The sequence below is a fragment of the Pedobacter terrae genome (genome assembly GCF_900100705.1).
Classification (GTDB): domain Bacteria; phylum Bacteroidota; class Bacteroidia; order Sphingobacteriales; family Sphingobacteriaceae; genus Pedobacter; species Pedobacter terrae.
The window spans coordinates 70,420-96,976 of the sequence record NZ_FNCH01000016.1; the positions used below are offsets into that span (position 1 = coordinate 70,420).

A 26,557-nucleotide genomic window follows, 5' to 3' on the forward strand; every position below is an offset into this window, starting at 1 on the left:
CAAAATGAGAACAGCACAAAAATTATTAATGCTTTTTACAGTGGTATTGGCATTAGCAGGATGTACAACACTCCGCACCGCATCAGATTATGATAAAGATGTTGATTTAAGCGGTTATAAAACTTACAATTTTTACGATAAAGGTATCGCAAGGATTAAGTTGAATAATTTAGACAAGCGCAGGTTAATGGCTGCGGTTGAATCTGAAATGAATACGAAAGGCTTTACAAAATCAGATCGACCTGATTTATTGGTTAACCTGGTAGTGGTTGCACGTGAAAAAACCGATGTATATGGTCCAGGTTACTACGGTGGCTGGGGATGGGGCTGGCGTGGCGGCTGGGGAAATCCTTTCTGGGGCGGTGGTGGAACCTATGTGAACCAGTATATTGACGGTACCATTATCATCGATTTCTTAGATCCTGCCAAAAAGATTTTATTTTGGCACGGACAAGGATCAGGTTTTAACCTTGATAACTTCAATAAAAGAGAACAACGTTTGCATACCGGTGTAAAAGAAATATTGGCACAATATCCATCAAATGGTGTTGCCGCCAAATAAGCAATAAGATCAATCTTACAAGAAGAGGGCTGTTGAATTTAATAATTCCAGCCCTTTTTTCTTTTAACGAGGTGTTAATTCTCTTAACTTGAGTTTGATCATTATTAGTGAAAAATCTGTTTTGTAAATGTTCCTAGATAGATTCGTCATGCTGAACGATAGCTAGCGAATTTATTTCAGCATCTTATTTTGCAGAAAAGACCCTAAAATGAATTCAGGGTGACGACTACAGGTTGAAATATCTATAAAGGAATTTAAAATGTATATAAAACGGAATTAAGCTTAATTAAAGTCTTACTGATCTAACTGAAGATTATGTATTAAAGTGCTATATAACAATCCATCAATTGCTTTGTAACTACAGAACTATTGAATTTTTGAACAAATTGCAGCCCTTTTTCCTTCATTTCTTTTTGAAGCTGAGGGCTTCCTAAAACTTGATTAATAGCTTTTGCTAGTCCGGTAGCGTCATTTGGAGATATGTATAGACTATTAGGACCACCAGCTTCCTCCAGGCAAGAGCCTGTTGCTGCAACCACCGGAACACCCGAATATAAAGCTTCAATAATAGGGATGCCAAAGCCCTCGTAAAAGGAAGGATAAACAAAAACACTTGCCATTTGGTAAATGCCAGGCAAATCGGTAAAAGGAATATTTTTTAAGAATAAGATCCTGTTTTTAAGGCCAAGCTTTTCTATTTCTTTCTCAACACTCGTAAAATAGGCAGTTTGTTTACCTATCACGACCAATTTATATTCTTCGTTTACTTCTTTTAGTGCCTGGATAGCCAATTTTAGATTTTTACGTTCTTCAATAGTGCCAACGTTCAGTATATATTTATCTGGCAGTTTATAGGTTGCCTTAATCCTGCTTAAAGTTTCTTTAGGGGATGGTGTTTTAAAACTATCATCACAGCTCTGGTAAATTACGTCAATTTTTTCTGGGTTAATTCCATATAAATCGATAATATCTTCTTTAGTTTTTTGGCTGATCGCGATAATCTTATTGGCGCGTTTGCAAGCAGATTTACTTTTCCATTCGTATAATTTCCGGTCGATAAATTTGTAATACTGCGGATAGCGAAGAAAAATCAAATCATGTATGGTCACAATTGATTTAATCCTGGTATGCTGTATGGCTAATGGAATTTCATGACTCAGGCCATGAAAAATCTGACAGCCATCGTTGGTTAAATCTTTAAGGATATTTAACGTTCTCCATAAAAAAGCGCCATTTTTAGGAAGCTTCAGTTCGATATTGTCTTTTTCAAAAAAAGTATCTATTTGTTTGGCTGATTTTACTTTTGGGGCATAAACCAAATACTCATGTTCAGGAAACTGATTTGCCAGATGCTCAATTAAAGAGCGGCTGTAATTGCCAAGTCCGGTTAAGTTATTGGCAGCACGCTTGCCATCGTATCCGATTATAAGCGAAAAGGTTAAAGCCGAAAGACTAAAGCCTGATTGCTCAAGTTCGGTACTTTCGGCTTTTCGAGTTTGGATTTTGCTTTCAGCTTTCACCGTTTTACTTTAAACTTAAACGGCTACATTATTTTCTCTCAACGCATCGTTAAGTGAAGTTTTCTTATCTGTACTTTCTTTACGCTTACCAATAATTAAAGCACAAGGTACCTGAAATTCACCAGCAGGGAATGTTTTGGTATAGCTACCTGGTATGACAACCGAACGTGCAGGAACGATACCTTTATATTCAACAGGAGTTGGGCCGGTAACATCAATAATTTTTGTCGATGCTGTTAAAACTACATTGGCACCAAGAACTGCTTCTCTTTCTACTTTAACACCCTCTACAACAATAGCCCTTGAACCTAAAAAGGCATCATCTTCGATAATAACCGGAGCAGCTTGTACAGGCTCTAAAACACCACCAATACCTACGCCACCACTTAAATGAACGCGTTTACCAATTTGTGCACAAGAGCCAACAGTGGCCCAGGTATCAACCATGGTACCTTCATCAACATAAGCGCCAATGTTTACGTACGATGGCATCATGATTACACCTTTTGCCAAAAACGAACCATAACGTGCGCTTGCCATAGGTACTACACGAACACCAGTTGTTTTGTAATCGGTTTTTAATTCCATTTTATCATGGTAAACAAAAGGACCGCTTTTAATTTCCTTCATCTCGCGGATCGGGAAATACAAAATTACTGCCTTTTTTACCCATTCATTAATGCCCCAAGAGTTTAAAACTGGTTCAGCTACGCGGATTTCGCCTTTATCCAAACCTTGAATTACGGTTTCAATGGCTTCGCAATAGTTGCTATATTGTAAAAGTGTTCTGTCTTCCCAAGCGGCTTCAATTAATTTCTTTAAATCTGAATACATGATGTTTTTAAATTTTACGCAAAATAAATCAATTTTTGTTTATTAAAGGGTTTATTGTATAAATTGTTTTGTTCCTGGGTAAACGGTTAATTGCTTAAATCGGTTAACTGTTGAAAGCCCTATCTACAATTAACCAGTTTATACAATTAGCCAACATACCGCTTAAGCAGTTTAAACAGTTAACCAAAATGCGTATTTTTGTATCTTTATGGCAGAGACAGAAAAACTTCGGATAGATAAATATTTATGGGCAATCAGGCTGTTTAAAACAAGGAGCCTGGCTACAGATGCCTGTAAAGCGGGTAGAGTAAAGCTTAAGGGACAGAATATTAAACCTTCGGCCATAGTGAAAGTTGGCGATGTTTACCAGGTATCAAAAGGTATTGAAAAGAAAGTTATCGAAGTGGTAGAGCTTTCGTATAACAGAACAGACTCGCCGACGGCTTTAACCAAATACAAAGATTTAACGCCTGTAGAAGAAACCCATGCTTTTAAATCGATGTTTCATTCTCCAAATCTAAAAAGAGATAGAGGTACGGGCCGACCTACGAAGAAAGATCGCCGCGAAACAGATGATTTATTGGGTGGAATGTTTGAGGAAGAGTAGTTAGTTTCCAGTTTTCAGTTTACGGTTTTCAGTTTCTTGTGAACTGGCAACTGCGTACTGCAAACTGGTATGCCTCATCCGGTAACTCATCATAGCTGTTTTGCCCAGTTTTTCGATCAATTTATAATTGGCAATGGCACCAACTGCTGCGCCCACAAAGGGAAGCATCTGGGCAAGTTTGGCTAAATCTATATAATCGCGGTATTGCTGCTGGAAGGTAAGCCAGTCAAATTCATCAATATCAGTCGGTAGTTGATGTGCTTTATCATCCCAAGCCTGCATTTTAATAAAAACGTTCTGGCTTTCTTCTTTACTTGAAAAGGTCAGTTGGAAGACGTGTAAAATATATAAACGTTCACGGTAATCTTTCACATCATACCCGTAAACGGCGGCTATATCAAAAAGCATTTTCATTTTTATGCCCAGTAATAACGGGAAATCTGCCAGACTCATTAAAAAACCACCGGCACCTGTAATTCCACCTTCTGCAGCCCCGGTTTTTTTATAATTTTCAATCTTTTGCTTAATTAATGCTTCACGGTGCATCATCGTTAAATCGGTAACGGGTTTCGAAGTGGTAAATGTTGAACCAAATAACACAGCCTTAACCATTTGTTTTATGGCAGCGGTTATGGCATCATGAACCTTATCCGGTATGTAGCTGTTTATTTTCTTCTGAACTTTATCGGTCACCTTATTTAAAAGAGATGGTTTCTGTAAAGTTTTAAACTTCCAGAAATCCAGTTCTCCCTGTATTTTTTGTTCGTAGGTCATGCTCATTATCCTGCAATAATTATTCCTTAAAAATTTAACATAAAATAACAATGAAATGCGATAAATAAACTATATATTTAGTTTGTCTAATTAAAACTTAATCCTTCATGATGAAAACCTTAAAATTATTCTGTTTACTGCTGTTGGCTGCTGGAGCGGCTCATGCTCAAGGGGTGAAATTTTCTGTCAATCAACCTGTGGCAGGAAGTACCGTTAAATTTACCTACGATCCAAAAGGAACCAATCTGGAAAACCTCGCTGATATAGAATGTACCGGTTATACATTTTTTACGACAACTAATCCAAAAAACAAAAAAATTGAACTGGTAAAAGATGGCGCGACTTATAAAGGTGAAATTTCTACACCAGATAGCGTTACTCTGGTTGGACTTACTTTTTCCGTTGGAGATCAGAAAGATGAAGCGCCTGCGGGTTACGTTCTGGAATTTACCAAAGGTGGAAAAGTACCTGCAGAGGCCTATCTTAACGAAGCCTTCTTATACGGATTGGCAGGGAATTATTATCTCGGGCTTACCATCGATCCTGAAAAAGCAGTCAAATTATATAATCAGGCATTTGCCTTAAAGCCAGCGTTGAAAAAGAAAAACCTGCAACAGTACCTTTCTCTTGAGTATAAAGCAGATAAAGATAAAGGAACAAAGCTCATCAACGAGAACATTTCGGCTTTATCTAAATTAAAAGAGCCTAAAGAAGAAGATTTTAGTACTGTTATCGGGCTGTATTCGCTGTTAAAGAAAAAAACAGAGGCCGATTCAATTAAAAGCATCGTGCTTAAAAAATATCCAACCGGAAATTATGCCTGGAATGATGGGATGAATGCACTTTATGGCACCAAAGATCTAGCGGAACAGGAAAAGAAAGCTACAGACATGATTGCCAAATTTAAATTTGATGCCAACAAAAAAGCGGATGCAGATAAGTTAGATGCAATATACGGTATTTTGGCAAACGCAAGTATAAAGGCGAAAAATACCGAAAAATTTGAGCTTTATGCCAATAAAGTGACCAATAAACAAACCAGGGCAAATTTGTACAATTCTTTCGCCTGGTCATCAGCAGAGAAAAAAGAAAATGTAGATATAGCTGCAAAACTTTCAAAACAATCACTAAGCCTGATAGAAGAAGCTAAAAATGGTGAGGTACCGGCTAATTTTTCTTCAAAAGATGAGTACATAAAATCGCTTGATCGGTCTTACGCCATGTATGCTGATACATATGCACTATTGCTTCATCATCAGGGTAATAACAAAGAAGCTTTAGCTTATCAGGAAAAAGCTAAAGCCTATAATGACGCTGATGGAAACGAACGGTACATCATGTATTTAAATTTAACGGGTAATAAAGATAAAGCCTATGCTGAAGCCGAAAAGATCATAAAAGAAGGGAAAGCTACTGATTCTTTGAAAACAATCTTCAAAATGCTTTATACTTCATTAAAGAAAGAAGGAACTTACGAAACCTATATCGCCAGCCTGGAAAAAGTAGCGTTAGAAAAAGAAAGAGCAGAGTGGACGAAAAAAATGATCAATATTCCTGCACCTGCATTTTCTTTAACTAATCTTAAAGGCGAAAAAGTTAGCTTAGCCAGCTTAAAGGGCAAAATAGTGATTTTAGATTACTGGGCAACCTGGTGCGGCCCTTGTGTAGCTTCTTTTCCGGGGATGCAAAAAGCCATGGCGAAATATTCTGCTAACCCCAATGTGGTATTCTTATTTGTAAACACCTGGCAAAATGAGGAAAACCGGGAAAAAGTGGTTACCGATTTTATTGCCGAGAAGAAATATAATTTTAACGTGCTTTACGATACCAAAAACGCTAAAGACCCCTCAAAATTTGATGTCGTAAGTGCTTATAAAGTTGATGGAATCCCTACCAAGTTTATAATAGATGGAGCGGGTAACATCAGGTTTAAAGCCGTGGGTTTCTCGGGTTCTGATGATGGTGTGGTAAAAGAAATAGATTCGATGATCAGTTTGTTGGCGCCTAAAGAATCGAGTAAATAAACGCCTCAATTTAACAACCAAAGGTGCTGGATTACCGGCACCTTTTCTTATCTAATACGCTATCCGCATTGGCGATGTTTCCCATAATTTAAAGGCTGTTAAAGCTTCATCGCGCATCAGCTGAATCACTGGCAGGCTTCTGTTTTCCATTGGCTTATCAAGCTCTTCATATATGAATTTATCACTGAAACCAATATCTTCAGCATCGGCTCTGGTATTTGCATAATAAATGGTGTCAATTTTTGCCCAGTAAATGGCACCTAAGCACATCGGGCAGGGTTCGCAACTGGTATAAATTACACAGCCGCTTAAATCAAAAGTATTTAATTCCGTACAAGCCAGTCTGATGGCCGAAACCTCTGCATGTGCCGTTGGATCGTTGGTTGAGGTTACCTTATTAGCCGATTTGGCAATCAGTTTACCATCTTTTACTATTACCGCACCAAATGGCCCGCCAATGCACTCGCTTACATTTTGTACCGATAGGTTAATGGCCATTTGCATATACTCCTGGTGTTGTTTTTCCATGTTTATTCTATTTGGATTAATAGCTCCCCTGATTGTCTGAAATTAGAGCACAAAAAAAATGCCCCGATTTTGTCGGGGCATTCAGATTTAAATATCTATAAGTCTATTTTTTACTATATTCAGCATTTAAGCCTTTAATTACTTCAGAAGTAACATCTAAACTTTCGTCGGCAAATAAAATAGAACTGTTACCTTTAGAGTAAGTTAATACCATTTTATAACCTTTTTCTTTCGCATAACCTTTCAGGTAATCCGCTACTTTATCATAAAGTTTTTCATTTTCAGCAGCTTGCTCATTCTGTAAAGCACCACCAGCATTTTGTTGGTAAGTTTGTAACTCTTGTTGTTTACGGGCTAAGCGCTCTTCAGTACTTTTACGTTGATCGGCCGATAAGGTTTGTGCCGATTGCTGGTATTGTGCCACCTCTCTTTGAAAAGCCTGACCTTTAGCCTGCATGTCTGCCTGAGCGCTTTTGCTTTTACCTTCAAATTTCACTTTAAGAGCTTTGAAGTATTCATATTTTGTAAGTAACGAGTCGGAGTTTACATACACAATTTTCTCAGTTGGAGAAACCGGTGCAGTAGTACCCTCTGTTTTTTTAGTTTCAGTAGTTTTAGTGTCTTTGTTCTGGCATGCAGAGAAAGCAGTTATCAAAGTTGCCGTTGCAAGTAAACCAAAGGTTTTAAAGGTTCTTCTTTCCATTCTTGTTTAATAAATTTTAGCAAACTTATATAAATTAGTTTTGATATGCAATTTAAAGAAAGGCCTATTATTATAGAAGGGTGTTTTGCGTTTGGCGCGGGGCGTAAAGCGTTTAATTTACTCATCGCTAAGCGCCTAACGCCAATCCCTCAATCTGGATGGCATTGATTTGAAAAGCAATGGTTGTGTTTCAAACGGTTGCTTGTCCCGCTGTCCGCTTTATTGCATGTCCGCTTCCATCAGGTTTAGGTGGCGCAGCATGTGCTACTATTTGGGGTTGCAGGGCAGCTATAGCAAATTTTAAAACACCAAACGTTCCTACGGAATGAAAACGCCAATTAAACAATTGGCTACCTATGAGTCGTCCCTAACGGGACGGCAGGCAAGTATTATTTTTTAAAAAATACTGTGGCATGTTATTAATTAAGTCCTTTGCGCAGGTAACATCATTTTTTAACCAGATATAAAAATGATGCAATGCAGATCTGGCTTATCCCTGATTAAAACCCTTTCATCATCACTAGCCTCATTGGCAGGGCGATTTTTGCTATTGTGAAAAAAAAGTCCTATTGAGACGCATGCCCGTCAAAACTTCGTTCCATGGGAACGTTTTGTGGATAATCCATTCAACTGCACCACCAATTTGGCCCCCTAAACCCGATTGAAATGGAAAGCTTCCGCTTCTTCAGCGGGACTTATAATGGAAAGCGGGAGGAGACATGGATTGGAATGCTGATTTTGCTTTTCAAACCCCTTTTAATCCAACGGCAGAGGCTTTTGCCTCAATCGCTTAACAGTCCGAAAATTATCCACATATTAGTTTAAGTGGCAAAATTTCCGTATTTTTGATACTTATTGTTTTTAATTAAAATATGAGCGAAGAACAGGATTTAAAGTCAAATTATTCGGCAGATAATATACAGGTTTTAGAAGGTTTAGAAGCGGTGCGTAAGCGTCCTTCAATGTATATAGGTGATACTGGTGTAAAAGGTTTGCACCACTTGGTTTATGAGGTTGTAGATAACTCTATTGATGAGGCTTTAGCCGGTCATGCAGATACCATTGATGTTCGCATTTTAGAAGGCAACTCCATCAGGGTTGAAGATAATGGTCGTGGTATTCCGACCGGAATTAATACAAAAGAAAATAAATCTGCGCTTGAAATCGTAATGACGGTTTTACACGCAGGTGGTAAATTTGATAAAGATACCTACAAAGTATCCGGAGGTTTGCACGGTGTAGGGGTAAGTTGCGTTAACGCCTTGTCTACAGATTTAAAAGCAGAAGTGCACCGCGAAGGTAAAATCTGGATGCAGGAGTATAAAATTGGTGTTCCGCAGTATGATGTTAAGGAAGTTGGAACTACTGATAAACGCGGTACGATTGTAACATTCACTCCGGATGCTACCATTTTTACCCAAACTACCGAATACAAATACGATACTTTAGCCGGCCGTTTGCGTGAGTTATCTTTTTTAAATAAAGGGATTAAATTAACGCTTACTGATGAGCGTGAGCAACTGGAAGATGGTACTTTCTTTTCAGAAACTTTCCATTCAGAAGGTGGTTTAAAAGAGTTTGTCGCTTTTTTAGATGATACACGTACCTCTATTCTGGCTGAGCCAATTTATATTGAAGGGATTAAAAATGGTGTTCCTGTTGAACTGGCTTTCCAGTACAATGACAGTTATGCAGAAAATGTTCACTCTTACGTAAATAACATTAATACCCACGAGGGCGGTACGCACATCGCTGGTTTCCGTAGGGGATTAACCCGTACTTTAAAAAACTATGCCGATAAGGAAGGTTTGTTAAAGAACGTAAAAATGGAAATTACCGGTGATGACTTTAGAGAAGGTTTAACCGCAGTTGTTTCGGTAAAAGTACAGGAACCACAATTTGAAGGACAGACCAAAACCAAACTCGGAAACAGCGAGGTAATGGGATCGGTTGATGTTGCGGTAGGAGAGGCTTTAGGTAATTATCTTGAAGAAAACCCAAAAGAAGCCAAAATGATTATCAATAAGGTAATCTTAGCGGCCACTGCCCGTGCTGCGGCACGTAAAGCACGTGAGATGGTACAACGTAAAAGTGTAATGGGTGGATCAGGTTTACCTGGTAAACTAGCCGATTGCTCTGATAGTGATCCTGAAAGATGTGAGATTTTCCTGGTTGAAGGTGATTCTGCGGGTGGTACCGCTAAACAAGGTCGTGATCGTAACATTCAAGCTATTTTGCCTTTAAAAGGTAAGATTTTGAACGTGGAGAAAGCAATGGAGCATAAGATCTACGAAAACGACGAGATTAAAAATATGTTTACCGCCATTGGGGTAAGTATTGGTACACCAGAAGATAACAAAGCTTTAAATTTAACCAAACTCCGTTACCACAAAATTGTGATCATGACGGATGCTGATATTGATGGGTCGCACATTACCACGTTGATTTTAACCTTCTTTTACCGTTATATGAGGGCCTTAATTGAAGCTGGTTATGTTTATATTGCATCTCCACCACTTTATCAGGTTAAGAAAGGTAAAGAGTTCGAATATTGCTGGAATGACATACAGCGCGATGCAGCTGTACAACGTTTAAAAGGTGCTGGTAAAGAAGATAGTGTACACATCCAACGTTACAAAGGTTTGGGTGAGATGAACGCCGAGCAACTTTGGGATACCACATTAAATCCCGCTACACGTACCCTAATGCAGGCTACAATCGAAAGTGCAGCAGAATGTGATCATACTTTCTCTATGTTAATGGGTGATGAAGTTGCTCCACGTAGAGAATTTATCGAGCGTAATGCGAAATATGCTAAAATTGATGCTTAACTCCTAAATCTCTTTTAGGTAACTTTAATATACCAACCCTCTTCAAGTTAAACTTGGGGAGGGTTTTGTTCTTTGTGGCGTTAGTTTCTCTAACTGAGGCTGGAGGTGATGGTGGTATAAAATTTATAGCTTAAACTACATCGGATTTTTCACATTAATAACCTGAATTCGATAATTATTTGTTAAAAACAGTGCTTTAAAGTCGATTGATTTCGCTCTATTCGTCATGCCGATCCGATAAGCTATCGGATTTATTTTATTAGCAGTTTTCATTAGTTAAAAGGTCTAATAGCTACTTCGTGGTCAGCAACTTTTTAGCATGAAAGACCCGGAAATAAATTCCAGGTGACGGCTCTGAATTGAAGATATTTTACAGGGACCATTTAAAACTGGATTTTTAATCGAGTTCAGGTTAATAGTACGTTAGATGGTAACATCTGACTATATAAAAACAAAGCCATTCAAATGAATGGCTCTATATTATACACTATGGCAAATGGTCACACTTTATCCAAAGAGCAAGCCATTGCGCTTAACTAACCATCTCAGTAAAGAGACTTATTTTTAGGCTTTGTAGGACTTACAAAATGTAATACGATCCCACTTGCGCCAATTCTGTTTGAGGCTTGTCCTCGTAGATTTTATTATCGTCTAACATCTGGCAAAGATCGCGTTCAATAGTTCTGCAGATGGTTGTAGTTGGGGTATCTGTAGGCTTATTCTCAAAAGGATCCTGAAGATGAACGGCCATTTTCTCTACCAATAAAAAGAATGCTGCTATGGCAACCACCAATGGAATTTCCATGTAACCAAAGTATTCGATTAACCCAAAAGGTAACAATACAATGAATAAATGGATAGACATGTTAATATACTTGCTATAGGTTACCGGGAAAACGGTGTTTTTAATCCTTTCCGATCCGCCCATATGGTTACATAAGCCCGTTATTGTTTTGTCTATTTCTATCTGCTGGTATTTATTGATCCAGCCTTCCAGTAATGCCTTTTTTAAATCCATAGCATGCAACTCTAAGATGGTTGCCGTTACATTTTTACGTTTTTTGATGAACTCGAATTCTTCTGCTGAAAGGTATTCTTCCAGGCCTTTTCGTGGATTAAAACCTCGCAATGCCTGGCTCAAGGCATAACACCAGGCAATTTGACGTCTAATAAATTTGGCCTTAAATTCTTCAATTTCATCTAATCCATAAGGGTTTTCTACGAAAGATAAAATCTGGCGCGACAGTGTTCTCGAATCGTTAACAATAGCACCCCAAAGAATCCTCGCTTCCCACCATCTATCATAGGCCTGGTTAGAACGAAATGCCAGTAAAAGGGAAATGATTGTTCCTAATAGGGCGGGTACTGCAACAGGAATAGAAATACGGGTAACATGAAAGTTCTCGTACAATATCACAATACCTATGGAGTAACCAATAACAAACAGAAGTTCTTTTTTGATCTTTCCGAATATATAAGTGAGCGGAATATTATTTCGTAATAGCATAATATAAAATTTGATAATTAAGAATTTGCTTCTTGCAACTGCGTTTCGTGTATTTTTGTGTCGATTAAATTTTCATTGGTATGAACGGTCAAAGTATTTAGTAGAATTACTTCACAGCCTGCACGTTCTGTCAATACTTTAGGGTCAATGCTATATTTGTTGATGGGTGTAAAGTTGTATCCCTTTAAGTAGGCAATACATGTTACATCAAAAGCTTCGATAAAATTTTTAAAAGCCGCTACTGTACTCCCATAAAAATATTCGATCCCAATGGTATTGATCTGAGTAGGATACTTTGCCTTAGCCTGATTGATTTGCTGGTAGAATTCGTCGCTAACATTTTCATAATCGCGGCTGCGGCGACTCAACATTAACATATCAGTTATGGAATCAGATAATTTAAAAGCATGTACAAAAATGATATTTAATATTTCATTTTTCTGATGTTGAACAAGCGCATCAATAATTTTAATACTTTCTAATTTAAAGTCTGTGGGGATTAATACTGTTTTCATCTTTATATCTTGTTTAAATGAATGAAATATTATTTATACAAGTTTAGCCTGATGTTATTATAGCGAAATAAGAGCGAGATTAGAACGAGATTAGAATGCACTCCTTTTTAGAATAGTTGCGTAGTTCATCAGGCATTAGTTCATTTGTACGGAAGCCAAGGGTATGATTTAAACTGCTTGATGAATTGTTATGTTGTTGAGATTTGTGCTATTGTTAAGGCTAATTTACAATTAACCAGTTTAAAAGATTTAAACAATTAACCTGATACCGGTAACAAAACTTTAATTTCTGTCCCAACGCCTTCTTGCGATTTAATAGCAATACTACCCCTGTGCAAACGGATAATGTTTAGGGAAAGTGGCAAACCAACCCCATATCCTTTAAAATCATTGGTGTTCGATGCCCTGTAGAAAGGCTCAAATATATGTTGGATATCGGTTTGTGGAATGCCGATACCGCGATCGGTTACCGAGATGGAAAGCATATTGGCATTACTTTCTATACTAATGCTTACCAAATTCTCGTTGGAATATTTGCAGGCATTGTTTACAATGTTACTAATAGCCAGTTTTATCAGATTTTTATTTACGCGCAGCGAAAGCAGTTCATCATCATCTGGAAGTTTACTGAAATCGATCTCTATTTTACTGTTGGGATGTACCTGGTTTACTGAATCTTTAATTTCCCATAACAATTCATCCATCCGGACTTCCTCCCATGGTTGGTTTTTTCCATTGAAACCCGATTGTGCCAAACCCAATAAACTGGTTAAGATATGTTCTAATCTATCTGCTTCATCTTTAATTTTTGATAATGCTTTTTCCTGTTTGGTCGTATCCGCTATGTCTTTCATGGCCAGTTCAACCTCACCGCTAATAATGGTTAAAGGTGTTCTCAATTCATGAGAGGCGTTGCTGATAAAATTATTCTGCGTCTCGAAAGCCGTTTCTAAACGGTTGAGCATGTTATTAAAGGTTTGGGCCAATTGCGACATTTCATCATTTCCTTTTTTAACATCTAACCTTAAATGTAAATTTTCAGCTTTTATTCTTTTTACACTTTTAATGATATTTCGAAGGGGCATTAACATGTAATTGGAAAATTTCCACCCCACCACAAATGACAGTATTACAGATAGAAAAAAGCCAATAACCAAAATTCTTTGCAGGTCTTTTAGTTCGCGGAAGCCAACAGGATCATTTGCAGAAACGATGACGATATATCCTGCATTCGAATTTTTAAAGAATTTGCCGGCATAAAAGTGATTCTCCGTACGATAGCGGGCTACGTAACCTGCACGTATCCGGTTAAAAAAACTTTCGGGTAATTCGCGGTCTAATTTATTGGTTGGTTTGCCTGCTTCAATGATGTACTCTTTTTCAGATGGCAAGCGCTCCAGGTATCTGTTGCGCATTTTCGCATAAACCTTATTGTTATCGTCTTCGTAAAGTTTAATCTGAGCCGCAATATTAACCCTGGCTTCTAAACGTTTATAAAAATCTTCGAAGGCGAATTTGTTAGAGAAATACCAGACAAAACCACTTAATAGGGAGATAATAACTGCCGATAAAATGGCAAAGAGTAAAGTGATTTTCTTGGCTATCTCCATTTATTTTTCCTTTAAGATGTAACCTAAACCTACCGCGGTATGGATAAGCTTTTGATCAGCATTTTTATCTATTTTTTTGCGAAGATAGTTGACGTAAACATCAACCACATTGGTGCCCAGGTTAAAATCAATGTCCCAAACGTTTTCTAAAATGTCTATCCGTGATAAAATTTTAGATTTGTTTTTGGCCATGTACTCCAATAGCCGATACTCGGTTGCCGTCAGTACAATTTCCTGCTGGTTTCGTTTTACGGTTTTTGCACTTAAATTTAGCTGCAGGTCGCCTATAGAAATAATCTGATCTTGAGAAACTGCGCCATGGTATCGCCTTAAAAGCATTCTGATCCTTGCAAAAAGTTCAGCAAATTTAAATGGCTTTATTAAATAATCATCTGCGCCGTTATCCAACCCGTTTACCACATTTTCGGTAGTGCCCAAAGCCGTAAGCATAATAATAGGTGTATTTGGCTTTTGTTCCTTAATAATTTTGCAGAGTTCCAATCCGTTTATTCCAGGTAGCATGATATCAAGAATAATCAGGTCGAACTGATTTTCTAAGGCCATCTGTTTTCCGATTAAACCATCAGGAGAAATACTTACGGTAAATCCCTCGTCTGCTAAACCTCTCGAAATTACAGATACAACGCTTGGTTCATCTTCTACAAGTAATAAATTCATTTGCCGGCAAGTAATCTAAAAAGTAGGAAATTACAAAATATTAATTGATGGTTAGGCGACTTTTAATACTTTTTTAACCCAAAGCCGAGATAATTGTTTGACCGGGTTCTTCAAAAGAATAGAAAAGGCTCTTTTCAGGAGCCTACAAACATTAATTGCTTTTTTTAACCACAAAAGATCACGGAGTTAAGGCACTGATGATGCAAAGTTTACAGGGCGAACGTTATCCCGATCGGATAGCTATCAGATAAAGTTAAGCCTTTACTTGGTATTCAATCAGCAGAACAACTATTTTTTCAAAAATACTTCGTCTTTTCCATGCTTCTGCGGCTAAAAAAAGAGTATTTGACTCAGAAGTCTTCGACCAAGCTAATACTGACAGACTCCAGTAGAATGGTCGTCAATGCAATTAAATCTCCTTCTCTGATTTCTCTTTCAGTGATTTCAATCCATCTTCAAAATCTTTTCCAATCATTTTATCCATAAATAAGCCAAACCACTTATTAATTATTCCTTTGCTTTCTCCGCTCATGGTCCAGGTTACTTTATTTCCGTTTCCGTCTTTTTCTATATCGAAACGGGTATCTGCTATGCTTTCCATAGGTTTGATGAACTTTAGTTCCATATCAACCATCTTATTTACCTCTACTTTATTGATCAGCATTTGTCCGGTACCACTTTTTTCTCCACTCCATTGGTACAAGTGGCCAGGCTGAGCAACAGTGCCGGTAATGGTTATTTTGGCTTTTGGATCCATTTTCGACCAGGCATTCCACTTGTAGAATTCATGATAATCGGCGATGTTCTTATAAATGATACTGTCTGGGGCAAGAATGGCTATAGTCCGGTTCACAGAATAGCTTTTTGGCAGAAAAAAACTACCCCCAATAATAATTACTGCCAGTACGGCAATAATGCTGAAAAAGATTTTGAAAAATTTCATACATAAATTTAGTTTGGTTAACTAAATTTATAAAGAAAGCAATTGAATTCAAAGCAATTAAAACTAAACAATTTTAATCTTCGATGAGGGAGAATTGATTTTAAAATGCATTAAATCGGCAATAGATTGAGCTTTTTGTTTAATGAGTGTTGCATTGGGGCCTGTAAACAAATCGTCGACGTTTTGGAAAAAGAGATTTTTCCATATCTCAAATTGCTCGTACTGTAATGGCGTTTGTTCGTTAAGCGCAAAATGGGTAAGCATGGGGTTCCCCTTATAAATGGCTTTTCCGAAAAGAATACTTTCCCAAAAATCGTACATTTTAGGTAGGTGGTGTGCCCAATCTACCTGGGCAACATCGGTAAAAATGGGGCCAATCTGGGGGTTGAGCGTAACATTTTTGTAAAACGCATCCACTAAAACGATAATATCTGCCCTATTATGAATATCCTTTTTCATGGTACAGTGATTTTAAATTTAAGAAACCTAATGCAATCAATAACAGGAATTTGATCGTATCGACAATGATATACAAAATATGATGATAACTTTTCATCGGAGCATGGCCAGCCAAAACCAGTTTTGCCCTTTCATCGAGTAATGGCAATAACCAAAAAGTATCTGCCATTAATAGAATGGTTATCGAGAAAAGTAAAATACTGCTTATGTTTTTTAATGGTGCCGGTAAGGAGCAGGCTAAAATGATCAGGAGCAATACAATCTCTATTTTATTCAATGCCTGAAAAACCAATTGCCCTATACCTAAACCCAGTGGGATGGTAATTCCTGGTGCCTGAAATTTTAATGGGGCTTCCAAAAAACTAATTCCGCCCATTAATCCTGCCCAAAAAATAATACAAAAAATTGCAATTAACTTTTTCATCTGGTCAAATATCACTTAAAATGATTTAGTAAAAATGATCGACGTCATAAACGAAAATTATATCTATCTATAAAGCCTAAGCATCATTTTCTGGTAATTGATAACTGCTTTGTATTGCATTAGGATATCTCCACCAATAATACCCATAATAGATGGGTGGCCAAACTGTTGGTAAGTTTCGCTAACCGATTGCAAATCAAAAGCTACTGTTTCGTAATTATTGATTTTCAAGGCGCCGATTTTTAGTTGGGGGATAGTGGCCTGGATAGTGGTTGTAGTGGTAAAAAGGGTAGCGGCATTAATTTCATCAGTTACCTGAAGCGTTTCTGATACATGTTTTTCGATCAATGATTTATCGAAAACACTCCGCGATGCACCGGTATCTAATACGGCAAAATATCTTTCCTTAAAAACAACAACTTCCACTAAAAGGTGGAAGCCATCGTCTTGTAAGTTTATTAGTTTTAAGGGAATGGAAATGGCTTTCATCATAAATATTTAGAAGCCTAAATTAGGCTAATTAACCTTAAAACCATGTCAGGAGTTCGTTATTTGTTTTTGATTATGGTTTTTACGTATTCCATTTCTGTATCATAGCCGCTTAAATATTCTTCAATTTTGGGTTGTATTTCATGATCAGGCATTACACCGCGACCAAAAGGAATACCATTTTGTTTTTCTTCAACAACAAATTTGATGAGTGGGATCCGGCCGGTTAATTTAGAATTTGGCAGGGTATAATTAATAAAAAAGCCGCTGGTATTGCCATAATAGCCTCCACCTGTTTCTTCGCCGACAAAACGGGCGTTGGTATAGTTTTTGGCTAAAGCGGCAAATTCAGAACCTCCTGAAAATGATAAACCACTGATGAGGATATGCAAATCGCCTTTAAAATGGTTGTTTTGAGGGGTGTCACTTTTATATTTTCCGGGGAGATCCAGGTAACGCCCATCGTTACTGCGATAAAATTCTTCTTTTAACTCTTTTTCAAAATCATCGCGCGATTCTTTATCCCGATAGGCTGTATAATCCAAAAACGAATAGGTAAAGGATGGAATTTCAGCATATTTATATTTTGGATATTCTTTGTCTACCAGGTACGACATCAGGTGATCTTCCATGGCTTGCGCACCACCCTCATTTTTCCTGATATCAATAATCAGATGTTTTATTTTACGATCGGTAATGTTCTGAAAACTCTTCGCTAAAAATTCTTTAAAACCTTTTCTGCCATCGGTGTAATTGCTGGTAGAAAAGGTATTAACGGTTAGTGTTGCCGTGCTGTTCAATGTATCTATCTTCAACGTAGCTGGTTCTTTATAGTTGTAATTTGGGAGAGATTTTGTTTCTTTTGATGCGAATTTTCCGTATTGCTTAAAACTTAAAGCTTGTATCCCGTTATAGTTAATCTTTTCAGTGGTTTTTGGGTTAATTAGTTCAATATCAAAGACATTGGGCTGTTGTTCAAAGAAACGCAGGTAATATTTAGAAAATGCAGTTTCTATCCAACGGTATTTGCTTGTGGTATTGTAACCATCGGCTGGTTCAATTGTTAAAAGCTTCTTCATAATGCTTTCAATGCTATTTCCATTAATTTTAGAAATCAACATTCCTTTGCTTGGGTAATTGTCGAGATCGTTTAGGATATAAACTTTTTTATCCAAAATCTTGACTAAAAAAGGGAAGTACCTGCCATGTTGCCTGATGTAATTACTCGTTTCTTCGGATGGCTGGATTGCGCAATGGCCTTCTTTGGTATAGGTAACCACAGGCGCAACAATCTGATAAAAATCCAAAGCGTTCATTTGATCTTTTATCTTGCTTTTTTGCACATTACATAGGCTATCGAATTGCGAGTAGGTATTGTACCACAAACCAATGTGTGTTTCCATGAAAGCATTTTTCAGAATATTGAAATCCTGTTCGAGGGCTTTGTAGCTCAGTTGTTTTAATTTTTTTGGCGGATTTTGCACTACGACTGAATAATTGCCCTCTTTTGAATTGGTGCTTTCCGATAACGGTTTAACCGTAAGGATAAAATAGCCGGTACTATCTGGTGAGAAGACAATTTTTTCGCTGCCGAACCGGCCATTTGGCGAATCTACATCCTGTAAGGTTTTGCCATTATGATTTTTTAATGCTACCGTAACATCTATTCCTTTTTGCTCAACAGTGATCGAATAGTAAAAATCTTTTTTTAACTGGAAGCTAAACGAAGTTTCTTCGCCCTGTTTGATGTTTAAATCGGCAGTAGTTTTATCTATTTTTATTGGAATAAGGTTTTGACTTACCTGCGCACGTACTGCGAGGCTGAAAAATAAACTAAAAAGGATGGTAAGGCTGTCTTTTTTCATTTTTTGTGAGATATGATAGCAAAATTAAAGCTTAAATACCTTGATCCGTTGTACGATATTGCAACTGGATTTAAGCCCTTTTATACTCGGATGGTGTTACGCCGGTAAATCTCTTGAAATGCCTTGATAGGTGCGCCACATCATAAAAGCCGGTTTCGATAGCCACCTCCATTAAATCTGTTTCTTTAGCGAGGAGCTTTTTGCATTTTTCTATCCGATGTAAAAGGATGTAGTTGTTTGGCGTTAAGCCGGTTTCGTGTTTAAACAAACGCAGGAATTTATATTTATCCAATCCGAAACGTTTTGCGGTGTCTGCTAATGAAAATTTTTCCATTAGGTTTTCGCTGATAAAATCTTGAAACAAGACTGTTTTCTGATCACTGAAATACATACTGGAGGCATAACGGGCAACCAATTTTTCCAGAACATGTAGTAACTCTTTTTCCAGATCGAGTGCTGGATTGTTAAAGTGTTCAGACAAATAATGAAAGCGGTTTACCAGGTCATGATCATAAATTATTTTATCTTCAAAAAAAACATCATGGCCTTTGTTTAAGGTTTTGAGCACATCAGGCGCAACGTAAAACGTAAAAAATGAGTTGCCCAGCTTGTTGTCGCAGGGGGTTGCATGTACTTCGTTCGGATTGGTAATTGAAATTGTACCGATCGGTGCCTGTAAAAATTTATCGTTTAGTTTAGTATAAAAAGTCTGATTTAAGATCAGCGTAATATTAAAGTTGTTGTGTGTGTGGAAGGGAAAATCAAGGGTATGTTTTTTAGCGTTTAACAACTCTAAACCATCCAAAATCGGAATTTTATGATAGGTACTGATGTTGTGTGGATCAGCCGGTATGTTGTTTACATCTCTGATTTTCAATGACTAATCTTCTTTTAATGTTTTGAAAATAATCTTCATCGCGATTGGAGCAATGCAGGATGCCCCTTGTGCGGACAGGACTGCCGGTACAGGCGAGGAGAAATCTATCTTGACTAAAAGACCCTGAAACAAGTTCAGGGTGACGATATCATTAAAGATAGATGGTTAAACCAACTTCATTTCTGCCAATACACTGTTCATATTTCTTACCGCATCAGCGCTTTTGTTAAATGCCGCCTGTTCATCTTCGGTTAGTTTAAAATCGATGATTTTTTCCCAGCCATTACGGCCGATAATTACCGGTACACCTAAACAGATATCTTCCTGTCCGTATTCGCCTTCCAGCGAAACACAGCAGGTAAACAGTTTTTTTTCATCGCGTAAAATGGCTTCAACCAATGCCGCACCTGCAGCACCTGGTGCATACCATGCCGATGTTCCGATTAAACCTGTCAAAGTAGCGCCTCCAACCATGGTATCTGAAGCGACCTGATCGAGTGTAGCTTTATCTAATAAATTGCTTACTGGTAAACTTTGGTAAGTGGCTAAACGGGTCAATGGAATCATGGTAGTATCGCCATGGCCACCAATTACAAATCCTTGCAAATCATTCGGACTACAATTTAGCGCTTGTGATAAGTAGAATTTAAAGCGTGAACTGTCTAACGTTCCACCCATACCAATAATGCGGTTTTTGGGTAGACCCAACGATTTTAAGGCCAGATAGGTCATCGTATCCATTGGATTACTGATCACAATAAAGATGGCCTCTGGAGAGAATTTTAAAATATTTTCGGCAACACCTTTAACAATCCCTGCATTAATGCCAATTAGTTCTTCGCGGGTCATTCCGGGTTTACGTGGTAGCCCCGAAGTAATTACCACTACATCAGAATCCGCAGTTTTACTATAGTCATTCGTTACCCCTGTAATCTTGGTATCGAAGCCCAAAAGGGTTGCAGTTTGCATCATGTCGATTGCCTTACCTTCGGCAAAACCTTCTTTAATATCCAATAATACAAGTTCGTTTGCCAATTCTTTGCGGGCAATATGATCTGCACAAGTGGCACCAACTGCGCCTGCGCCAACAACCGTTACTTTCATATAATTATGTTTTTTGGTTCGCTTTCGTTAAATACCTATCGAAGGTAGAGATAAATATAAGGTTTAAAAATGCATTTCAAAACTTTATAATTTAATCGGAGTTTACTTATTAGGCACTAAACAGCAAATTTTGTGCTAACAAATTATGGAAAACAAACCCATTTCAAATATCAATTATAAAGCCTTTGAGGGAAAATGGTATTCTTTATATTCTATTCCAACCCTAATGGATAAACATTGGAAACAGACTACCGAAACTTACACCTTGGCAGACAATGATCATTTCGATGTATATACCACTTATTATAAGGATGGAAAACCTGAAGAAAAATCGATCAAATCAAAACTGTTTTTTGACGAAGAAAAAGCTGATGGCGATATGAAAGCCCAGTTTTTATGGCCTTTTAAAATCGGTTATTGGATTATAGAGCTGGCTGATGATTACAGTTATGTAGTGGTGGGGCATCCTGATGAAAAATACCTTTTTATTATGGCCCGTGAACCAAAAATGGAAGCCGATTTATTAGTGCATATTATAGAAAGGTGCAGGCAAAAGGGATACGAGGTAAGTGAGTTGGTGAGCCAGGAGCATTTTTGATAAGTCGGCAATTGGCGGTTTTCAGTTTATCGTTGTATAATGATGAAGTGTTTGTCATTCTGAGCGCAGCGAAGAATCTTTTCATTGTTTTTTAAGTGCTAAAGATTTATCAATTTGTTATGGAAAGCAATTGTGGAAGCGTTTGGGTTTATGCAGTCCCGCCATTCGCTATAGGCCCGATGAAGAATCGGGCGCTGCCGCTGCTGTCGGGTTTAGGGGGCACCGACTATGCTACTATACATAATAAATAAACCCGATTGCAGTGAACATTCCGATCCTTCATCGGAATAAAACGAAAAGCGGGACTGGAAACCGCTATGAAAAACCGAACCCAACATTTCCAAAAAAAAGAAGAAATCTGATTGGATAGATCTCTCCCCGCCTGTACGGGCAGGCATTCCGTTGCACTTCAGTCGAGATGACGATTTTCTAGCTTTGTTTATCGCATTTTGTTGATAATTTACTGACAACTTCAACCCTCGAATTCCTTATTTTTGAAGAACCGTTATTGTTTTACAACGGTTAATTCTTTGCTGCACAATATGTACTTAATTTTTGATACTGAAACCACGGGTCTGCCCCGCAATTACAATGCTCCGATTACCGATACGGATAACTGGCCGCGTTGTATACAAATTGCCTGGCAGCTGCACGATGAGATGGGGAGATTGGTTGAACATCAGGATTATCTGGTTAAACCAGAGGGCTTTAACATACCTTACGATGCCGAACGTATCCATGGGATCTCTACGGATCTGGCAGTGGAACAAGGTATCGGTTTCGACGAAATGTTGGCCAAGTTTAACGAAGTTTTAAATAAAGCCAAATTTATTGTTGGGCAAAATGTTGGTTTCGATGTGAATATTATGGGCTGTGAGTTCCACCGTTTCGGTGTAGCCAACCGCCTGGCCGAAATGCCTGTTTTAGATACCTGTACCGAAGTTACCGCACAGCTTTTGCAATTGCCCGGAGGTAGGGGCGGTAAATTTAAGCTACCAACCTTAACCGAATTACATTCCTATTTATTTGGTGAACCCTTTAATGAAGCCCACAATGCTACCGCCGATGTGGAGGCAACTACGCGTTGTTTTCTGGAGCTGATTAAGAGAGAGGTTTTTAAAAAAGAAGAACTGCTGGTTGATGTAGAATATTTCCCTCGATTTAGGGAAGTAAACCATGGCCTAATTGAAGGCATTGGGTTAAAACACATCAATTTAAAGGCTGCATCTGATGAAATCCGCAAACGCCATCAAAAAACCGAAGGTGGTGGTATTTCTAAACAGGAACTTGCCGATAACAAACAAGAACTTGCCGCCGCAACCTTTGTACACTTACACAACCACACGCAGTTTTCGGTATTACAGAGTACCATTAGCATTCCTGATCTGGTAAAAGCCGCTGCTGCACAGAAAATGCCCGCGGTAGCCATGACCGATCATGCCAACATGATGGGTGCTTTCCACTTTGTTAACAATGTACTTAATCATAATAAAGCTGCAGAAGCCAAAAATGCTGCAGCAATAGAAGCCGGCGAACGCCCTAACGAGGTGGTGATGACACCCATAGTGGGGGTAGAGTTTTTCGTATGTGCAAACCATTTAGACCGTACTGCAAAAGACAATGGCTACCAGATGGTATTGCTGGCTAAAAACAAAAAGGGCTATCATAACCTCGCCAAAATGTCGTCGATAGCTTATACCAAAGGTTTCTATTATGTGCCCCGTATAGACAGGCAGGTTATAGAACAATATAAAGAAGATATTATTGTTTTATCGGGTAACCTGGGTGGTGAGATTTCCAATAAGATCTTAAACATGGGCGAAAGCCAGGCAGAAGAAGCATTGATCTGGTGGAAGGAAATGTTTGGTGATGATTTCTACCTGGAGGTGATGCGCCATAAACAGGAAGATGAAGACCGTGTAAACGAAACATTAATTGCTTTTGCCCGTAAACATGCCGTAAAACTGGTAGCAACCAACAATACTTATTATGTAAATAAGAAAGATGCCAACGCGCACGATATTTTACTCTGCGTAAAAGATGGTGAAAAGCAGGCCACACCAATAGGCCGTGGCCGTGGTTACCGTTATGGATTGCCAAACCAGGAATACTATTTTAAATCGGCTGATGAAATGAAGGCACTTTTTGCTGATCTGCCGGAAGCGATTTTAAATATTCAGGAAATTCTTGATAAAATTGAAATTTATAAACTTGCACGCGAGGTACTTTTACCAAAATTCGATATTCCTGAAGAATTTTTGGTTGCCGAAGATGAAGCCGATGGTGGAAAACGCGGGGAGAATAAGTTTTTAAGGCATTTAACGTACGAAGGTGCGAAACGCCGCTATGGAACTCTAACCGATGATATTACGGAACGTTTGGATTTCGAGCTGGCAACGATAGAAAAAACGGGTTATCCGGGTTATTTCCTGATTGTACAGGATTTTATTGCCGAGGCACGTAACCTTGATGTATCGGTGGGGCCGGGCAGGGGTTCAGCTGCAGGTTCAGCGGTGGCTTATTGCCTGGGGATTACCAATATCGACCCGATTAAATACGATCTCCTTTTTGAGCGTTTCCTGAATCCCGATCGTGTATCCATGCCCGATATCGATATCGATTTTGATGACGAGGGGCGTGGCCGTGTAATGGATTATGTAATTAATAAGTATGGCGCCAACCAGGTAGCGCAGATTATTACTTATGGTACCATGGCCGCTAAATCATCTATCCGCGATACAGCGCGCGTATTGGACTTGCCATTATTTGAGGCCGATAAAATTGCCAAGCTGATCCCGAACATGAAGCTGGCTAAAATCTTTACCCTCGACGAGAAAAGTTTAAAGGATGCTTTACGCCCTGATGAGTATGAAAAGGTAGTAGAACTGAAAAACCTGGGCAGCCTGAAAGATCTGAGTGCCGAAACAATTCAGCAGGCACAGGTTTTAGAAGGCTCGTTGCGGAATACCGGAATCCACGCCTGTGGTGTGATTATTACACCGAGCGATATTACCAATTTCGTTCCCGTATCGGTAGCCAAAGATTCTGATTTATATGTTACCCAGTTTGATAACTCGGTTGTAGAAAGCGCCGGTTTATTGAAAATGGACTTCCTGGGGTTAAAAACCTTAACCCTGATTAAGGATACCGTGAAACTGGTTAAGAAAAGGCACGGCATCGACCTCAATCCCGATAATTTCCCGATTGATGATGTGATGACCTATGAGCTTTTCCAGCGTGGTGAAACCATTGGTATTTTCCAGTACGAGAGTCCGGGTATGCAGAAATACATGAAAGAGCTTAAACCTACGGTTTTCGACGATTTAATTGCCATGAATGCCTTATACCGCCCGGGACCAATGGAGTACATTCCGAGTTTCGTTCGCCGTAAAAATGGAGAGGAAGATATTAAGTACGATCTGGATGCCTGCGAGGAATATTTAAAGGAAACTTACGGAATTACGGTTTATCAGGAGCAGGTAATGCTTTTATCGCAAAAATTGGCTGGATTTACCAAAGGTGAGGCCGACGTTTTGCGGAAGGCTATGGGTAAGAAACAAAAAGACGTTTTGGATAAAATGAAACCAAAGTTTGTGAAACAAGCTTCGGAAAAAGGCCATGACGCTACTGTTTTAGAGAAAATCTGGAAGGATTGGGAGGCGTTTGCATCCTATGCCTTCAACAAATCGCACTCTACCTGTTACGCATGGATTGCTTATCAAACGGCTTATTTGAAAGCACATTATCCGGCTGAATATATGGCTGCGGTACTATCCAATAACATGAGCGATATTAAGCAGGTGGCATTTTTTATGGAAGAGTGTCGCCAGATGAGTGTTACCGTATTAGGCCCCGATGTAAACGAATCTGATCTTAAATTCTCGGTAAATGCCAAAGGCGAAGTCCGTTTTGGGATGTCGGCAGTTAAAGGAGTAGGTGAGAAGGCCGTAGAAAGTATTATCGAAGAACGTTCAGCCAACGGACCTTATGCCAGTGTTTACGATTTTGCCAAGCGTTCTAATACGCGTATTGTGAATAAAAAAGCGTACGAGAGTTTCGTGTACAGTGGTGCTTTCGATGCATTTGGTGGACATAGGGCACAGTATTTTTATATTGGTCCAAATGACAAAATGAATGGCATTGAAAAAATTATTAAATATGCCAACGATTTCCAGAATAATGAAAGTACGTCGCAGGCTTCGCTCTTCGGTGGCTCAAAAGCCGATCTTATTTTAGAGCCAAGTTTGCCTGTTTCACCAGAGTGGGCCTTGATGGACCGGTTGAAATATGAAAAAGATGCAATCGGGATTTTTCTTTCCGGTCACCCTTTGGATAACTATAAACTCGAACTTGATAAATTTTGTACCAATAGTGTCCGGCAGCTCAGTATCATCAATAAGGTACGTATGGGCGATAGCAACGAAGAGGTTTTGGCCGAATTCGAAAAACTGAAAAACCGCGAGCTTTGCGTAGGCGGCCTGGTGGTAACGGCATCGCAACGGATTACCAAAACAGGTAAACCTTTCGGAACGTTTGTTTTTGAAGATTATGATGATGCCTGCGAAATGGCTTTGTTTGGTGAAGATTTTTTAAAGTTTAAATCATTTTTAACCGAAGGATATTTCTTGCAGATCAGGGGTAGGGTAGGCGAGCGTTTCGGAAAAGCCGGCGATTGGGAATTTAAAATCACGGCAATTAACCTCATGTCCGAACTGCGTGATAAATTAGCGAAGAGTTTAACGATTCAGGTGCCTATTGAGCGCGTTAACGATCAGTTAATGAGAGAAATTGAGGCCATATTAGCAGACAATAAGGCAAACTCTGAACAGCAAAACTGTCAACTTAACTTTGCTGTTTTTGATAGCGAAAAGCAGATTATGCTCGATTTGCCTTCTAAAAATTTAAAAATAAACCCAAACAATAAGTTCTTAGAACAATTAATGGGAATGAATGTTGTAAATTATAAGCTTAATTAAACATAGGACACGGCGTTCAAAGGATAGAAAGTTTTATTTTACGGCTTTGTATGTTATGCGCCAAACGCTCTGCACGCTGCTGCTACCTCAAAATAATGTCAAATTGGCATTACAGAATTGGTGGCATTA

General features: G+C 38.6%; 22 protein-coding genes. 6 read left to right on the plus strand and 16 right to left on the minus strand.

The features are described from left to right. Nucleotides 1–4 precede the first annotated feature (4 nt). The gene (locus tag BLR60_RS18135; protein ID WP_167354774.1) at nucleotides 5–562 is read left to right on the plus strand and encodes a DUF4136 domain-containing protein; all 558 of its coding nucleotides are present in this window, start codon (nucleotides 5–7) and stop codon (nucleotides 560–562) included. Between the two features lie 320 nt (nucleotides 563–882). On the opposite strand, the gene BLR60_RS18140 is transcribed toward BLR60_RS18135, so the two are convergent. Next, nucleotides 883–2,082, minus strand: coding sequence for a glycosyltransferase family 4 protein (locus BLR60_RS18140; protein ID WP_090502389.1), 1,200 nt, complete (start codon nucleotides 2,080–2,082; stop codon nucleotides 883–885). A gap of 15 nt (nucleotides 2,083–2,097) precedes the next feature. Next, nucleotides 2,098–2,916 (minus strand): 2,3,4,5-tetrahydropyridine-2,6-dicarboxylate N-succinyltransferase, encoded by an 819-nt coding sequence (locus tag BLR60_RS18145; RefSeq protein WP_208600672.1) that lies wholly within the window; start codon nucleotides 2,914–2,916, stop codon nucleotides 2,098–2,100. A gap of 208 nt (nucleotides 2,917–3,124) precedes the next feature. On the opposite strand from BLR60_RS18145, the gene BLR60_RS18150 reads away from it, so the two are divergent. Continuing rightward, entirely contained in the window at nucleotides 3,125–3,523 is a 399-nt protein-coding gene (locus BLR60_RS18150) for an RNA-binding S4 domain-containing protein (RefSeq protein WP_090502393.1), read from the plus strand. Here BLR60_RS18150 and BLR60_RS18155 read toward each other — a convergent pair whose 3' ends face one another. Further along, complete coding sequence (locus BLR60_RS18155) at nucleotides 3,524–4,303, minus strand: EcsC family protein (protein ID WP_244155696.1); 780 nt, start codon at nucleotides 4,301–4,303, stop codon at nucleotides 3,524–3,526. Nucleotides 4,304–4,404: 101 nt separating this feature from the next. On the opposite strand from BLR60_RS18155, the gene BLR60_RS18160 reads away from it, so the two are divergent. Next, nucleotides 4,405–6,321 carry a TlpA family protein disulfide reductase gene (locus tag BLR60_RS18160; RefSeq protein WP_090502398.1) on the plus strand — a complete coding sequence of 639 codons (1,917 nt, stop codon included), beginning with the start codon at nucleotides 4,405–4,407 and terminating at the stop codon, nucleotides 6,319–6,321. A 51-nt stretch (nucleotides 6,322–6,372) separates the two neighbouring features. Here BLR60_RS18160 and BLR60_RS18165 read toward each other — a convergent pair whose 3' ends face one another. Next, nucleotides 6,373–6,849, minus strand: a complete 477-nt coding sequence (locus BLR60_RS18165) for a nucleoside deaminase (protein WP_090502400.1) — start codon at nucleotides 6,847–6,849, stop codon at nucleotides 6,373–6,375. Nucleotides 6,850–6,952: 103 nt separating this feature from the next. Further along, nucleotides 6,953–7,552, minus strand: coding sequence for an OmpH/Skp family outer membrane protein (locus tag BLR60_RS18170; RefSeq protein WP_090502402.1), 600 nt, complete (start codon nucleotides 7,550–7,552; stop codon nucleotides 6,953–6,955). Between the two features lie 872 nt (nucleotides 7,553–8,424). On the opposite strand from BLR60_RS18170, the gene gyrB reads away from it, so the two are divergent. Then, nucleotides 8,425–10,383, plus strand: a complete 1,959-nt coding sequence (gene gyrB, locus BLR60_RS18175) for a DNA topoisomerase (ATP-hydrolyzing) subunit B (protein ID WP_090502404.1) — start codon at nucleotides 8,425–8,427, stop codon at nucleotides 10,381–10,383. A 580-nt stretch (nucleotides 10,384–10,963) separates the two neighbouring features. Here gyrB and BLR60_RS18180 read toward each other — a convergent pair. The 11 genes from BLR60_RS18180 to mdh form a co-directional block, all read right to left on the minus strand. After that, complete coding sequence (locus tag BLR60_RS18180) at nucleotides 10,964–11,890, minus strand: bestrophin family protein (RefSeq protein ID WP_090502406.1); 927 nt, start codon at nucleotides 11,888–11,890, stop codon at nucleotides 10,964–10,966. A gap of 17 nt (nucleotides 11,891–11,907) precedes the next feature. Further along, on the minus strand, nucleotides 11,908–12,405 hold the full coding sequence (locus BLR60_RS18185) for a hypothetical protein (protein WP_090502408.1): 498 nt from the start codon (nucleotides 12,403–12,405) through the stop codon (nucleotides 11,908–11,910). Between the two features lie 257 nt (nucleotides 12,406–12,662). Then, on the minus strand, nucleotides 12,663–14,015 hold the full coding sequence (locus BLR60_RS18190; protein WP_090502410.1) for a sensor histidine kinase: 1,353 nt from the start codon (nucleotides 14,013–14,015) through the stop codon (nucleotides 12,663–12,665). Further along, on the minus strand, nucleotides 14,016–14,693 hold the full coding sequence (locus BLR60_RS18195; protein ID WP_090502412.1) for a response regulator transcription factor: 678 nt from the start codon (nucleotides 14,691–14,693) through the stop codon (nucleotides 14,016–14,018). It abuts the gene before it with no gap. 409 nt (nucleotides 14,694–15,102) lie between these two features. Next, nucleotides 15,103–15,636 carry an SRPBCC family protein gene (locus BLR60_RS18200; RefSeq protein WP_090502413.1) on the minus strand — a complete coding sequence of 178 codons (534 nt, stop codon included), beginning with the start codon at nucleotides 15,634–15,636 and terminating at the stop codon, nucleotides 15,103–15,105. 63 nt (nucleotides 15,637–15,699) lie between these two features. After that, nucleotides 15,700–16,095 (minus strand): group III truncated hemoglobin, encoded by a 396-nt coding sequence (locus BLR60_RS18205; protein WP_090502415.1) that lies wholly within the window; start codon nucleotides 16,093–16,095, stop codon nucleotides 15,700–15,702. Continuing rightward, on the minus strand, nucleotides 16,076–16,519 hold the full coding sequence (locus BLR60_RS18210) for a hypothetical protein (RefSeq protein ID WP_090502417.1): 444 nt from the start codon (nucleotides 16,517–16,519) through the stop codon (nucleotides 16,076–16,078). Before BLR60_RS18210 ends, BLR60_RS18205 begins: the two co-directional genes overlap by 20 nt. Nucleotides 16,520–16,582: 63 nt before the next feature. Continuing rightward, complete coding sequence (locus BLR60_RS18215; protein WP_244155697.1) at nucleotides 16,583–17,011, minus strand: aspartyl protease family protein; 429 nt, start codon at nucleotides 17,009–17,011, stop codon at nucleotides 16,583–16,585. Between the two features lie 56 nt (nucleotides 17,012–17,067). Continuing rightward, nucleotides 17,068–18,873: a S41 family peptidase gene (locus BLR60_RS18220; protein WP_090502419.1), complete on the minus strand. Its 1,806-nt coding sequence runs from the start codon at nucleotides 18,871–18,873 to the stop codon at nucleotides 17,068–17,070. A 70-nt stretch (nucleotides 18,874–18,943) separates the two neighbouring features. Further along, on the minus strand, nucleotides 18,944–19,750 hold the full coding sequence (locus BLR60_RS18225; protein ID WP_208600673.1) for a helix-turn-helix domain-containing protein: 807 nt from the start codon (nucleotides 19,748–19,750) through the stop codon (nucleotides 18,944–18,946). A 165-nt stretch (nucleotides 19,751–19,915) separates the two neighbouring features. Next, complete coding sequence (mdh, locus tag BLR60_RS18230) at nucleotides 19,916–20,854, minus strand: malate dehydrogenase (RefSeq protein ID WP_090502421.1); 939 nt, start codon at nucleotides 20,852–20,854, stop codon at nucleotides 19,916–19,918. A 145-nt stretch (nucleotides 20,855–20,999) separates the two neighbouring features. Here mdh and BLR60_RS18235 point away from each other — a divergent pair, with 145 nt between their 5' ends. Beyond that, nucleotides 21,000–21,452 carry a lipocalin family protein gene (locus BLR60_RS18235; RefSeq protein WP_090502423.1) on the plus strand — a complete coding sequence of 151 codons (453 nt, stop codon included), beginning with the start codon at nucleotides 21,000–21,002 and terminating at the stop codon, nucleotides 21,450–21,452. Between the two features lie 542 nt (nucleotides 21,453–21,994). Beyond that, nucleotides 21,995–26,428 carry a DNA polymerase III subunit alpha gene (dnaE, locus tag BLR60_RS18240; RefSeq protein WP_090502425.1) on the plus strand — a complete coding sequence of 1,478 codons (4,434 nt, stop codon included), beginning with the start codon at nucleotides 21,995–21,997 and terminating at the stop codon, nucleotides 26,426–26,428. Nucleotides 26,429–26,557 lie beyond the last annotated feature (129 nt).

Excerpts from the sequence above, each read along its gene's own strand:
- BLR60_RS18220 (WP_090502419.1), bottom strand. The coding sequence starts at position 18,873 with ATGAAAAAAGACAGCCTTACCATCCTTTTTAGTTTATTTTTCAGCCTC.
- BLR60_RS18165 (WP_090502400.1), bottom strand. The coding sequence starts at position 6,849 with ATGGAAAAACAACACCAGGAGTATATGCAAATGGCCATTAACCTATCG.
- BLR60_RS18215 (WP_244155697.1), bottom strand. The coding sequence starts at position 17,011 with ATGATGAAAGCCATTTCCATTCCCTTAAAACTAATAAACTTACAAGAC.
- BLR60_RS18205 (WP_090502415.1), bottom strand. The coding sequence starts at position 16,095 with ATGAAAAAGGATATTCATAATAGGGCAGATATTATCGTTTTAGTGGAT.
- BLR60_RS18155 (WP_244155696.1), bottom strand. The coding sequence starts at position 4,303 with ATGAGCATGACCTACGAACAAAAAATACAGGGAGAACTGGATTTCTGG.
- BLR60_RS18210 (WP_090502417.1), bottom strand. The coding sequence starts at position 16,519 with ATGAAAAAGTTAATTGCAATTTTTTGTATTATTTTTTGGGCAGGATTA.
- gyrB (WP_090502404.1), top strand. The coding sequence starts at position 8,425 with ATGAGCGAAGAACAGGATTTAAAGTCAAATTATTCGGCAGATAATATA.
- BLR60_RS18135 (WP_167354774.1), top strand. The coding sequence starts at position 5 with ATGAGAACAGCACAAAAATTATTAATGCTTTTTACAGTGGTATTGGCA.
- BLR60_RS18180 (WP_090502406.1), bottom strand. The coding sequence starts at position 11,890 with ATGCTATTACGAAATAATATTCCGCTCACTTATATATTCGGAAAGATC.
- BLR60_RS18145 (WP_208600672.1), bottom strand. The coding sequence starts at position 2,916 with ATGTATTCAGATTTAAAGAAATTAATTGAAGCCGCTTGGGAAGACAGA.
- dnaE (WP_090502425.1), top strand. The coding sequence starts at position 21,995 with ATGTACTTAATTTTTGATACTGAAACCACGGGTCTGCCCCGCAATTAC.
- BLR60_RS18150 (WP_090502393.1), top strand. The coding sequence starts at position 3,125 with ATGGCAGAGACAGAAAAACTTCGGATAGATAAATATTTATGGGCAATC.
- BLR60_RS18235 (WP_090502423.1), top strand. The coding sequence starts at position 21,000 with ATGGAAAACAAACCCATTTCAAATATCAATTATAAAGCCTTTGAGGGA.
- BLR60_RS18190 (WP_090502410.1), bottom strand. The coding sequence starts at position 14,015 with ATGGAGATAGCCAAGAAAATCACTTTACTCTTTGCCATTTTATCGGCA.
- BLR60_RS18185 (WP_090502408.1), bottom strand. The coding sequence starts at position 12,405 with ATGAAAACAGTATTAATCCCCACAGACTTTAAATTAGAAAGTATTAAA.
- BLR60_RS18170 (WP_090502402.1), bottom strand. The coding sequence starts at position 7,552 with ATGGAAAGAAGAACCTTTAAAACCTTTGGTTTACTTGCAACGGCAACT.
- mdh (WP_090502421.1), bottom strand. The coding sequence starts at position 20,854 with ATGAAAGTAACGGTTGTTGGCGCAGGCGCAGTTGGTGCCACTTGTGCA.
- BLR60_RS18195 (WP_090502412.1), bottom strand. The coding sequence starts at position 14,693 with ATGAATTTATTACTTGTAGAAGATGAACCAAGCGTTGTATCTGTAATT.
- BLR60_RS18160 (WP_090502398.1), top strand. The coding sequence starts at position 4,405 with ATGATGAAAACCTTAAAATTATTCTGTTTACTGCTGTTGGCTGCTGGA.
- BLR60_RS18200 (WP_090502413.1), bottom strand. The coding sequence starts at position 15,636 with ATGAAATTTTTCAAAATCTTTTTCAGCATTATTGCCGTACTGGCAGTA.